This is a genomic window from Lysinibacillus sp. A1, assembly GCF_000801965.1.
Lineage (GTDB): Bacteria > Bacillota > Bacilli > Bacillales_A > Planococcaceae > Lysinibacillus > Lysinibacillus fusiformis.
In genome coordinates this window covers 181471-194982 of record NZ_JSZM01000017.1, presented here as the reverse complement: position 1 = coordinate 194982, position 13512 = coordinate 181471, and the positions used below count along the sequence as shown (strand labels likewise).

The following is a 13512-nucleotide window of genomic DNA, read 5'->3' as shown; positions in this document are numbered from 1 at the left end:
ACGGCATTTTTTTATCGTTTATCTCAAACGTCTATATAATAGAAGAAACTCATGTGAATATTGATTCACCTCCCTCATAGATTCCTCTTTTACTTTCTCTACATGAGCCAAAAGGATACTTTTCTCCTATAATACTCTGGTATATTTTATGGTATTTCTAACATTTGACCCTTAACTTGATTGTGTAACTTTGTTAAAATGATATCAGTTTAGGAGGGTAAAACTATGAAAAAACTATCAATTTTTATGTTACTCATGATGCTTGTTAGCGTAATCATTTCGCAACCTCAAAAGGCCTATGCTGATGAGCTATCAGGACATATGCATGAAAGTGGTATGCGTTATTTGATTTCCAAAGGAGCCTTGCTGAAAGATGCTACTGGCAGCTATCGTCCGAATGATACTGTTACACGCGGTGAATTCGCCACATACATAGCAAAGGCTTTAAACTTAGAGACAAAGGATAATAGTACGTTTACAGATGTCTCTGACACATATTTATTTGCCAATGAAATCAAGCTTGCCGCTACTGCTGGCATAATTACTGGCTACACAGATGGCACATTTAAGCCAGATGCACGTATTTCAAGAGAGCACATGGCCGTTATGTTAATTAGAGCGGTTGATTATTTAAAAATTCCAAAAGGTACTTCCTCTATTACATTCACAGATAATGCTACCATTTTCAAAGATTTCCGTCAGGACATTGCCATAGGTGCTCAATTAGGGCTTATTAAAGGAAGCTCTAACGGTATGTTTTTACCTAGGGACAATGCTACAATTGCTGAAGCATCAACATTTATACTTCGCTTAATTCTCCTTGCTGATACTGTTGAAAATAATAATGGGAATACTGATAACAACAACGGTAATAATGGTAATTCCAATAATAATGGGAACTCTGATAACGACAATAATTCAGGTAATAATAATGCCAATGCATTTATTGTTAAAGAAATCTCAAATGGTAATCTTGTAGACAAGCAATCTTATACTAGTTTTGAAGCTGCAGAAAAAGCGATGACAAACAGTTCTTTAGTGGTTACTCAAAATAATAAGATTATAAAAATGTCTTCCGGTATTATTGTCACAAATAATTATGTCGCGTTAAATTCCGAAACGATAAAGGATCAAATTGCCGTTGCTGCTAATACAGAAATGGAGTATCTGGGTAGTGATGCCACTCAAGTAAGGGTACGCTTAGCTGGACAAGTTGGTTCTTTAAAACAAGCAGACGTTACCTTAATCCCTTCTGCTTTAGTAAAGGGACGCGCTTATTATACAAATGAAAATGGTGAAATTAAACATACCTTATATGATTATAAAGCCAATAAGTACTCATCTAGTTACGTCTACGGCAAGGCTCCTAGCTTTATGAAGCAAGGTGAGAAATACTTTAGCTGGGATGGTATTACTTTTACGAATGGTAACGGCTCTTCAAAGGGAGAAGGCTATAATTACTATCAATTTTTACCTGCTCGTGCTACGACACAATATACAGCTGAAGAAATCGATCAATATATTATGCAAAAACTAGCTGAAGTGGAGAGCTCAGGTGCTTCTATTTACAAAGACGCTACGACAAAAAGTAAACTAATTGGCTTAGGTACCGTGTTAAAAGATGTCGAAGCAAATGCCCATATTAACGCCATGCTGATTTTAGCACTTGCACAACATGAGAGTGCCTACGGGATGAGTGATCATGCTCAAAATTTGAATAACCTATTTGGTTTATATGTATATGATACAAATCCATTAAACAAAAAATTTGATAGTGTTGGCGCAAACATTAATGAGCTTGTTGAAAAGTTCTTACAGCCTAATTACATTATGCCTGGAGGACGGTATACAAATGGTTCAGTCGTTGGCTCTAAAGCAATTGGATTTAACGTAAAATACGCCTCTGACCCTTTCTGGGGTGCCAAAATTGCTGGACACTACTATCGTGCCGAAAAAGCATTAGGCTATAAAGATGCTAGTAACCCGTATAAAATTGCACTAACAACAACAGCTGGTCTAAATGTTCGTGCTGATGCATCCACACAACAAAGTCCACTATTCACCTTTAATAAAAGTAATATGCCTGTTATCGTCACAGATACAGGTGCTAATGGTTGGTATCAAGTGATTTCAGATAGATCTCACTCAGAACCTGCTTATATTAGTAAGGATTATATTAAATTCATCCCTACTGTCAAGTAAAACTAAAAGGCTACCTCTCTAGTAATGGAGGTAGCCTTGTTTGTTTTTTCGGAATCTGGGTATTTATAAGTAAAGAGAAAAAACGACCCCAAAGCTAGTAATACTTTGGCATCGTCTCTTCTACTTTTATTGTTTTTTATAGTATTGCAAAATACCATTATAAATAGATTCTGCAAATAGATTCACGTATTGATCATTTGTCATTTTATTGTGATCCTCAGTATTTGTTAAGAAACCAAGCTCCACTAGAATAGATGGAATGACCATATTGCGAATTACGTAGTATTGTTCTTGTTTAACACCACGATTTTTCATATTTAAATTGTTAACAATTTGGTTATTTACAAATGTGGCTAAATCTATGTCTTCCTGATACATATCTCCTGTAGATATAGCATAATATGTTTCAGTACCTTGTGCTGACGAATTGGCAGCAGAATTGACATGGACACTAACAAAAATCTCACCGTAGTTTGCTTGTGTGAAATCTACTCGATCTTGTAATGATGGGTACGTATCGCCAGTACGCGTCATATACACTTTGGCACCAGCATTCTCTAGTAATTGCTTTACTTGCGTGCTGACCTTTAATGTAATGCTCTTTTCAGAAACAGAACCTTTTACTGTCCCTGGATCTTTACCACCGTGACCTGGGTCAAGGATGATAACGCGATTTTGTAAAGGTTTAGCTGACTGATTTAATAGTTTTAAATAAGATTTATGAACATAACCAGTTTGTCCATTGTAAGTGATTTCCGCCCAGTAACCGCTGATGCTATTAACTTGGACATACTCTCCTTTATTCAGCTTGAAAAGTACTGCTGACGTTGAATTACTTTGACTGCGCACATTTAAGTTAGCAACCGTTACTCTTCCTAGTACATCTCCTGAAGTAACAGGAGGTGTTCCTGGATCTGGATTAGGATTAGGCTTCTCTTCTTCAACCGTATCCGTTGTACTATTGGCTACCACATAACCTGGTAAACCATTCACTTGTGTTAAATAATAGCCGCCTACTGTTTTATAAACTGGTAATTTAACATTTGCTTTAATTGTAGAAATTACTTTTGCAGAAGAAGTTGGCTTCACATATAAGTTAACCGCATTTTTTGTCGTTACTTCTTTTTCGACTGCGCCTAACGCATTGCCATCTGCATCTAAAAATTCAGCATATTGTTTAAAAATATAAGCATAAGCACCTTTATAAGATACTTTTAACCAATTACCTTCAACTGCATATACTGATAATTTACCGCCTGTATTGACTTTACCTACAATGTTCGTAGTAGAAGTGCTATCCGTTGATTTACGAATATTTAGACCATCTGTCGTAACTTTTACTAAGCCAATAACCTGAGATGTATCAGGCACAGTTACTCCTTTTACAGGCAATTCTAAACGATATTTCTCACTTTTTGCACGTGCCACAAATAATGAGAATTGTGAACGTGTCACCGTGCTGTTAGGTAAATACGTTTTACCTGTTCCGTTAGTAATACCATTATAATAGATTGTATTGATGTACTTCACATATTCATGTGTGATCCCTACATCTGTAAATGGTGAATCGATTCCCTCATACTCACTTGTATCTAAATTAAATGCCTTTGTTAAGACATAACTCATTTCTCCACGAGATAGAGCTTTGTTTGGTAGGAATTCACCTTTTATATTTTTGTCAAAGAAACCTAATTGTACAGCACGTTCTATATAACCTGACATTTCAGTGCCTACTGTAACATCTGAAAAGCTAGATTTATTTACGACTAATGGTTTGTTTCCGGAGGCAACGACAACCATTTTGGCTGCTTGTCCTCTCGTTACATTGTTATTTGGGCCAAAAACTCTTTTACCATTCACAAAATAGCCTTGGATAACACCCAAACTTACTAAATAATTAATTTCTTCATAGGCTGGGTGATTTTTAGTGACATCTTCAAATGTAATATTTGAGTTGGTAGCTGCACTGACACTTGCACTATGTATCGTAAACATAGAAGCCGAAATGAATAAGACGCACAAGATAAGACTAATTTTTTTGATGTTCAATGTCTTATTTCCTCCCTTCTTGTTCTCTTAACGTGTCCATTTTAACAAAATTAGCTAAATAATGCATCATACAATAGAACTGTTAAATTATATTTTCCATATCACTTCCTCTCCTAAGTAGTTATCATAAAAATAGAAGAGTCTGCGATTGCAAACCCTTCTTCCATTATACGCTATTCAAAAGATCAATTCTTGCAATCTATGACAAAATTAACATGTAAAATTCAAGAAATTTATTGTTGAATTCTTTCAATGAAAACTTTAAGTTGTTTGATTTTTAATAATTCATCAGTGCCAAAACTTCCATCTCCATCGCCATTTGTAACACCATTAGAAGCAAGGATAGAAACATAATCACTAGCCCAGTTATTTTGAGGAACATCATTGAATGCTACTGTTTCTCCTTGGTTTTCAAGACCGAAAGCTAGTACTAAGACTTTAGCGATTTGTGCACGTGTAATTGGTGACGACGGGTTGAACTTACCGTTCGCATCGCCTTCAAAGATCCCCAATTTTTCAACAGCAGCAATAGCACCTGCATTTGCGTTTGTTGGTTTCACATCTACGAAATTAGTAGTTGTATTAGAAGTATCTAAGTTTAAAGCTTTTGCAATTTGTACAGCAACTTCTGCACGAGAAGCATATACTGAAAAGTCAATTGCAGCTTTTTTTACTTCAGCTTGTTGTTGCGAATCAAATGTTGCCACACGTTTAGCCCCTACATAACGAGAAGCCCAATAATATGGATCATTAACACTTGAGTAGCTAACGCCTTGACCTGTTTGAGAGTGGATCATATTACCATTACCTATGTATATACCCACATGTGAAATGCCACTACCACTTGTATTGAAAAATACTAAATCGCCAACTTGTAAATCACTCTTTGCTACTGCATTACCTTGTTGGTATTGAGAGCCTGATGTACGATTTAATTGAATGCCTAAGTCTGAAAATACTTTAGAAGTGAATCCAGAGCAATCAAAACCACTTGTTGTTGTACCACCGTATTTATATGGAATACCTAAATATTTAGAAGCTGTGTCAGTGACATCATCTTTTGTCGCTGCTTCAGCAGTATTTATATGAGTTGTTGAAAATAACATGAAAGATGCAAAAATTGGTAATAACCATTTCTTATTCATACTTTTGTTATACCCCTCTCAAAACTTTTTTGCCTATAAATAGACTATCATAAAAGAAGCTCTTGTTATTTTTCATTTGTGTAACGGTTTTAGACAGCAAAAAAACGCTGTAATACCAACGTTTGGTGGTATTTCCAGCGTTAAAAGAGGGATTTTTTTATCATTTTTTGAAGCTTTCGTAACATTACTGTAATATTAGAGCACCTTTGTTACACAACAACTTATTGACTAGAAAACATTTGAACCCAATAGTAATTTTCTTTGCTATCCTGCGCTATTGCAACACCTGTATTCGTATAATGTTCTTTCAAAATGTTATCGCGATGACTAGGTGAAGCCATCCAAGCTTTTACAGCAATCTCGGGTGTTTGAATATTTCTGGCGATATTTTCTCCAAAGCTCGTATAATCATAATCAAATAAAGTCGCTAAATCCCATGGGGCACCATAAAACGGTGAAACGTGTTCAAAATAATGGCGGTTCACCATATCCTGCGCTTTAATGATTGCGATTTGTGTCAATTTTGGATCATACACAACAGGTTCTAGCTTTTTCTTTTGTCTTTCAACATTAATTAACTGAATAACCTTTTTCGACCATTCGGTAGAAAGGTTGACTGTTGGAATATAATCCTTTGCCAAATAATCATAAGCCACTTCTAATTTGTTTATTTTTTGCTGAAAATAAATACTTCTTTCAACGAACACAGCAAATTGGGCGCGTGTCACTAACTGATCAGGTGCAAAGTGTTTAGCGTCTACCCCACTAATAATGCCGATATCAGCAAGCGATTCAATATAATTATGTGCCCAATGCGTCTGAGGAATATCTGCGAATTGGGTATTATTTTTGTTATCAACCTTAAATTGATACGCTAATGCTAGCATTTTTGCCACCTGCATTCGCTTTAAAGGCTCCTCAGGATGAAAGTCTTCCCCTTTTTGGATAACCCCCAGTTTAACAAGCTGACAAATCTCTTTGTAATAGGGATGACTAGCAGGGACATCCTTAAATTTTGTCGTATTTGCTATGTCTACATTGGTCTGAATAGATCGAGCAATGGCAGCAGCAGCCTCTGCCCTTGTAATTGCCTGCTCCGGTTTAAATTTGTTATCGCTATATGTAGTCATATATTGCTTTGTTAGCATATGTTGTATCGAAGCGTTTGCCCAATATGCATTCGAAACATCCACAACTTTGGCAGATGCCGCTTCTACCTGACTTAAATTTGTTAAACTTCCTACGGTTGCAGCTATTGAAAGGACGATGATACTCAGAATTTTTTTCAACAGGGCTACCTCCTCAATATGTCAAATATGTAGCAAACGGCGCTTTTTCATCACTGAAGTGGAGAAACGAAAATTCACCATACATACTATATGATACGAAATTCGAATAAGATAGTTTCACTTTTTTTGGAAAATAATACATTGATTCATCTATTTATCATTATAAAAGGAGTTTTCCCTTAATCTTCGTTGGGAAAACTCCTTTTTTCTCATACTATTGAATCATTTTAAGATATTCTTCTAAAATACGATAGTTATACACTAGTCCCTGTTGCTCTATCGACAATGAGCTGTAGTCTTTTTGAGCTGCTAATACTTTTTTCTCGAATGATGAGCTATCTGGATCGATATTGCCAATCGCTTGAACGACCTTGAGAACGGCAGCCACATCTTTTTCAGCCTGTTTGAGTAAGTCTTCATTGATGACTTGCCCCCGTACTTTAGAATCCAATGCCTGATAAGCAGCTACGGCATTGGCCACATCCTCTATATACGTTGGTGAACTTGGAGAAAGTCCTGCAATCATTTCAACGACCTTCTTGACATCGGCCATACTTTTCTCCGCCTCTAATAGAATTGAATAATTGGAGATACGCTGTTTATCTGTCGTATTCAAACTATCGTATTCTTTACGTACAGCTTCAACCATACCAAAGTAGAATTTATCCTTAGGATTTAATTTTGCAATGTTATTATAGACCTTTATCACGTTGTCTAAGGATAGTAACAATTGGTCGTTATACACATAGCGTCTTTGGTCAGCATTTAGCTTGTCGTAAGCTTTTAAAATCTTTTGATATTGACTATCCATATCCTTAGCAGTTAAGAGACGATCAATATCCTCCACAATACTTATAACGGGCTTAATCAGCTTTTCTTGGTCTTGTAATACTCTGTAGTTTTCCACAGCTCGTTGCTGATCCTTTGGTAAAGCATTATAAGCAGCACGAATTTCTTGAATACGTTTTACATACTGCTTCGGATCAACAGATGGTAAAGCATCAATCATTTGCATTACATTGCCAGCCCCTAGAATACTTGACTCAGCAGCCTGCAATAAATAGTAGTTTGTTACATATTGCTGCAAATCGGTAGGTAATGCATCATAAAGCGAACGAGCTCTTGCTGTATCTTGAAGGAATGTATTGCTTGAAGATTTTAGTTTACTAATCAATTCCACTACATTGGATACCGGCTCATATTTTAAGAGTACATCAATATTGTTGATGTATTTCTTTTGATCTTTCGATAGTTTGTCATATGCCTTACGGACAGAGTTAACGTTACTAACAAAGCTTTTCGATTCTGGATCTAGTTCATTAATTTGTACCATCACGCTTAAAATAGGCTTAACCTCTTTTTCACGCGTTGTTAAATCTTTAATATTCGTCACTAGTTTCTTTTGGTTCGATGACAGCTTATCATAGGCTACACGTGCATTCATTAGCTTTGTTAAATAGTCTGCATCCTGCACTTCTGTTAATTTGATTAGCTCAATTACGCCCTCAGCTAACCCCTGTTCATTTTCAGCTGCTACCAGTGCATCATAGTTGATAATGGCTTGCTTCTTCTCCTCAGATAATGCATCGTAAAGCTCACGTGCCGTTTTCATATCTTGGTAGAATGTTTTACTTGTTGGCTTTAACGAAGCAATCAGGCCAATTAATGAAGCCACATCCTCGACAGCTGTAAGATTCGTATAGTTCGTCACATGTTTTTTTGAAACTTCATCAAGGGCATTATAAGCCTTCCGTGCGGCAAGTACCTTTTTTGTATAATCCTTACTCGTTGGGTCCAATGCATTGATCAGTTGAATAACCTTGATAACGGCTTTATTGCTCTTTTCATAATTACTTAAAGTTTTTGCCTGCTCCACAAGCTTCTGCGCATTTTTATCTAATGCTTTATAGGCAGTAGTTAGCTCGGCTACCTTTTGGACAAATGTGTCCGGATTCTCATTCGCTAATGCAAGAACACGTTCATCGAATGCCTTTGCCATATCGATATAGGCTTGTGCTTTTATAAGATCAGGATAATTAATAACCTGGGCTTGATCTGTTAATGCTGTGTATGCATCTGTTGCTGCTTTCACATCATCCTTATACGTTTTTCTAGAAGGATTTAATGCATTAATTTTCACAATTACGTCTATTACAGGTACAACCTCTTTTAAATTCTTATAATTTTTGACATAGGTTTTATTTTTATCATCTAGCTTAGCGTAGGCTGTATAAGCTGATTTGGCTTTTGAAATATAGCTCTTAGAGGATGGATCAAGCTTTTCAAATTGTGAAATAACATTCACAACCGTTTTATATGATTTCTCTAAATCAGTTAAAACTTTAATATTCGTTACACGGCTTTTTGCCGAAGATGGGAGGCTATCATAGGCAGCTCGAGCAGCTAAAATCTCCGTGATTATATCATTTGATTGACTTAGCTTTGATATTTGCTGAATCACACCCGCTATTACTAAATCTTCATTTAAAAGATTGGATAATTTCTCTTCAAGTTTACTTTTCATTTCAGCCAATGGAGCCGCGTCATTACCATTCCCAGCATTTAACGCCGTCACCTTTGATTGCAGTTCCGTAATTTGGGTCTTGTAATCTGGCATTGTCGGTTTAAGGGCATTGACTTGTTTCGATAAAGTCGCATATTGGTATAAAAGATTTAAGCGATCTTTATTTTGCACAAATTCCTTTTCTTCCATAGCCAATTTGTCAAAGGCCGACTGAGCAGCAAATGTTTTGCTCTCAAATGTAGACGCTTTAGGATCAATACCGTCAATTAATTTGTCCACATTTAAAGATGCATTGTAAACCTTCTCCCACTTTGTTAGCTCAGCAAGATTATTGACAATTTTTTTGACATTTGCCGCGTTAATAGTAGTTCCAGTTGTTGCTGGTGGCACATCATAGGCAGTACGAGCAGCTTTGATAGCCTCCACTTTATTTGAGGCACTTGCAATTGCCAAAATAAGTCCTTCGATTTTTTCAGCAGAAGCAATATTTGCTACTGCTACATTTAGATCCGTTGTATTTTTTACAAGTTCTTTATCAATTGTTAATGAATCATACATCCCTTTAATGGAGTTTACTTCTGTACGATATGCCGCCTCATTGGATACACGCAGTGCTGAAATTTGCTTGGAAATATCAGCAGCCTTTTTATATTGTTCAAATGTAGAATAGTTTGCCACTAACTTTTGTGAAGCTTCATCTAAAGCGTTGTAGGATTTTTCAATAGCCGTTACAGCACTAATAAAGCTTGTTGCTGACGTAAAGTCTGCTGGTTTTTTAGCTATTAATTGAGTAATACTTAGTGAAACTTTATCTATGGCTGACAGACCCGTTAAAGCATCCTTATATTTTTTAAAAGGTGTTACTGTATCATTGTTTGGATTATAGGCCTCAGCCACTTTCTTTTGATCTGCCGTTAGTAGGTTATAAGCTGCTGTAACTTTATCTAATGCTGAAGAAATAGCTGGATAATCCGTTGGGCTTTGCTTTAATACATCCACTAAAGCGTCAAGCTCTGTTGCAGTAGTTTTGACTGCTGCTGCATCATCAACTAATTTTCCAAGTTTCGCAATATCTACTCCTTTGCCTTTAAAATAGTTATTGCGATCAGCTTCTTTATAGCCATATTGTAAGACTGTTCCTCGAACGGTATTAGTAATGCTGCTAGCACTATTGGCAAACGCTGCATCGACCGCTTTCTCAAATTGCTTTTGTACGAATAAATATGATTTGTCTGTCGTTTCATTACCTAAAAAACTTTCATATTCTGTTTCTACAGCATTTGCATCGTCTATAAATGTCTTACTAGTATTAGAGATTGCACTAATTTTCTTCCAAATTGCTTGTAGTTCATTTAATAGGCGACGTTGTTCCACTACATAGTCGTACTTTGCTTGAATCAGTGCCTTTTCATTGTTGTCAAATCCAAGGTCATTCGAATTTTGTACAACTTTAATATCACCATCTGCTATCACCATATCATTAGCAGTCGAATTCTCCGATAATTTACCGAATTGGGCAATGAGCTGTTCCTTTGTCGTAGCAGCTGCCACAGCGTTGACATAGGAAACTTGCTCCGTTTGTGCTGTGACACGAGATTGTGCATCATTTTCCTGTGCATTTGCTATAGCTGTAGGTGCTAATAAAAGACTTGTTATAACACCTGCTGTCAATTTTCGATTCAATCGAATCACCCTTTCATTTTTTATGTATAAGAAAATGAATATGTTCATTTTCATTTATCCTGAAATGGCATAGGATACCTCTTTTTAAGAGAGTGCGTAATCAAGATAAAGCATCCGAAGATCATTGAGATTTATTTCGAGCAAAATCGAAAAAATCTGGACATATATACGCAGAGACGTAAATAATTAATCATTACTTTAGTATCGGTGTAAATTACACGTTTTCAAGCCATTCTATTATATTTACAAAATAATGGGCGTCAAAAGTAGTTTTTCAAAATTACTAGCTAGAAAAACAGGAAGTTATTTCAATTATACTATACAATAGATTTATCTTGATTCTTCGGATTTCCAACGCCTATGGAATCATAAGAAGTCCTCTGGCAGATACTACAGATTTTTGAAAATGAGCTTTCGAGTAAATGTAAAAAAATGTGACACAAATCCGCCGAGGTGTAATTGATATTAGGATGTTTTTCATCCATCGACATGTAATGACGAAATACGTTTTTTCAACGAAATTATTGGAAAAAAACAGCTATTTTCATATGTCATAATGTCTTTACAAGGTGTATACTACATCTTTGATATCCTATTTTGGAAGAAAGGACGCTGTTTATGTTTTACCATTATAAGTTTTGGCATAGCTTAAAAAACCCTACCTACTTTACAAACATCGTAGAAAAAGGTGAGATCATCGGATATAAAAAACGTGCATTAACGGTGTTCATCCTTTTCATCCTATTGTTTGCTACTCGCGAATATTGGGGAATGGGGACAGAAAATTTAACGTCCTTATTTGCAATGGATTTACAAAATGAATACTATGTGGCACGCGTACTTTCCATGCTCGGTGCCATTTTATGGGCGATCATTTATTTTTGCTTCCATTATTACGGTGTTACCTATCTATTACATCTATTAACGGACATTCCTTATACTTGGATAAAAAAAGTCCAGCTTTACGTTGTTGCCTTTCTGCTCATTGAAAAAGCAATTCTCTTTGCTGTTTTTTATGGGGTGGGCTATACAACGATGTTTTCATTCTTTTCTTTGGCTCCTGCTGCCTTACAGGTCATTAAAACTGACTTCGTGTTATTTACAATCAATCAATTGACGGTAACGACCGTTTTAATCATTATTGTGCAGTATCTATTCCTGTCGAAATGGGAGGAAGAAGCTAGTAGAAAAATGTTAGTAGTCAAATTGATTGGCTTACAGCTATTTATGGCTTTATTTGTGGGCATGATTAGTGTGCTACCCATTAAAGAATGGATTGCTAGGGGGTTAGGATAATGGCATTTATCAAGGCAAGACCATGGACAAGTATAGGTATTGTGGTGGCGATGCTCATAATCGGTATAAATGCTTATTTTGTTTTCAAAGAAGATAGCACCGTGACACGATCCTACTTTATTGACGAATTTCAGAAAGCTTATATCGGTACGAATACGGAGCGTGTCAATAAGGATACCATTGTGGCACCCGCCGAGACATTTACCATTACAGCTGATGCAACAAAGTTATCCGCTGTCAATGTAAAACGTGGCCAGGAAGTGATGATGAATGATTTACTCGCTACCTTTAAAACAGATGAAGTAGACGAGGAGCTTACAAAGCTTGAATCGGAACGCACTGCCTATGAAACAGAATTAAATGATTTACAAAATGCACTTGATCAAATTGAAGACGAATACGACGATTCGAATCCAAAAAGCTCTATTAATACCGATCAAATCAATGATAGATTATCTGTTACATTGAAATTAGAGCTTGCTCAACAAAATTCGCTATCGACAGCAGTTGCCCTGTTAAATCGACATATTGCTGAAACAAATCGTCAAATTGCACTCATTGAAGCGCAAATTACACAAATAGAGTCTCGTCAAGGCATTGTCAGTCCTATAGATGGTGTAGTGTCAGCAGTGAAAGAAGAGGCTGGTGCTTTAACCTTCGAAATCTATTCGAATGAAAAAGCCATGTATGCTTATTTATCAGAAAAAGAATGGCAAAAAGTACAGGAGGGCCAAACAGTTGATTTTAAAGTGAAACATGTCAAAGATGCATTATCTGGTATCGTTTTAGACAAGCAAATGATTGCTACAGATGATGAAACATTTTGGGCAAATGAATTAGCTAAATCAACAAACCTTCCGCATCCAACAAATTATGAAGTAGTACTGCAACAGGATGCGCCAATAGAGGAAGTACCGTTTTCAACAACTGGTAAAGCCTCCATTATTGTCAATGAAGCGTTCGATTCTTATAAAGTCGATAAATCGTGGTTAGCGACAACAAAAAGAGGAAATAAAAAGCTCCATATCATTAATCAGGATGGAAAAATTCAATTGATAGATATTAATGTCCAATTTAATACGACTCAATCAGCTATTTTCTCAGACTATCTCGATGAAGGAACACCAATGCTCTCTAATGTGAAGCGCAATATGGAAGCCTACACCTTCCGTACTTTACCTATTGAGAAATTGCATTGGAAGCAGTTTAAAGAGTTAACTTGGAAGCAATATGTAAAATACATTGTTTTCTAAATGCAAAATCCGCCTCACTCTCTCTAGAGATGGGCGGATTTTTTTTACGAAAATACCCCTTGTAGCTATAA

Annotated in this window: 7 protein-coding genes; 3 read left to right on the top strand and 4 right to left on the bottom strand. The window is 36.2% G+C overall.

Features of this window, described 5'->3' with window-relative positions; all coding sequences use genetic code 11:
- Positions 1-225: 225 nt before the first annotated feature.
- Complete coding sequence (locus PI85_RS15435) at positions 226-2202, top strand: S-layer homology domain-containing protein (RefSeq protein WP_036123127.1); 1977 nt, start codon at positions 226-228, stop codon at positions 2200-2202.
- Between the two features lie 126 nt (positions 2203-2328).
- On the opposite strand, the gene PI85_RS15430 is transcribed toward PI85_RS15435, so the two are convergent.
- The 4 genes from PI85_RS15430 to PI85_RS15415 form a co-directional block, all read right to left on the bottom strand.
- Positions 2329-4251 carry an N-acetylmuramoyl-L-alanine amidase gene (locus PI85_RS15430; RefSeq protein WP_036123125.1) on the bottom strand — a complete coding sequence of 641 codons (1923 nt, stop codon included), beginning with the start codon at positions 4249-4251 and terminating at the stop codon, positions 2329-2331.
- A 233-nt stretch (positions 4252-4484) separates the two neighbouring features.
- Positions 4485-5396 carry a C40 family peptidase gene (locus tag PI85_RS15425; RefSeq protein WP_036123123.1) on the bottom strand — a complete coding sequence of 304 codons (912 nt, stop codon included), beginning with the start codon at positions 5394-5396 and terminating at the stop codon, positions 4485-4487.
- Between the two features lie 221 nt (positions 5397-5617).
- Entirely contained in the window at positions 5618-6685 is a 1068-nt protein-coding gene (locus tag PI85_RS15420; RefSeq protein ID WP_036123119.1) for an S-layer homology domain-containing protein, read from the bottom strand.
- Positions 6686-6899: 214 nt separating this feature from the next.
- A complete protein-coding gene (locus tag PI85_RS15415) occupies positions 6900-10901 on the bottom strand; it encodes a cell wall-binding protein (RefSeq protein WP_235318495.1) in 4002 nt (1333 codons plus the stop codon).
- 609 nt (positions 10902-11510) lie between these two features.
- On the opposite strand from PI85_RS15415, the gene PI85_RS15410 reads away from it, so the two are divergent.
- Entirely contained in the window at positions 11511-12188 is a 678-nt protein-coding gene (locus PI85_RS15410; RefSeq protein WP_008180873.1) for a hypothetical protein, read from the top strand.
- On the top strand, positions 12188-13441 hold the full coding sequence (locus tag PI85_RS15405) for an HlyD family secretion protein (protein ID WP_036123116.1): 1254 nt from the start codon (positions 12188-12190) through the stop codon (positions 13439-13441). The genes PI85_RS15410 and PI85_RS15405 overlap by 1 nt, the downstream gene beginning before the upstream one ends.
- Positions 13442-13512: the final 71 nt, after the last annotated feature.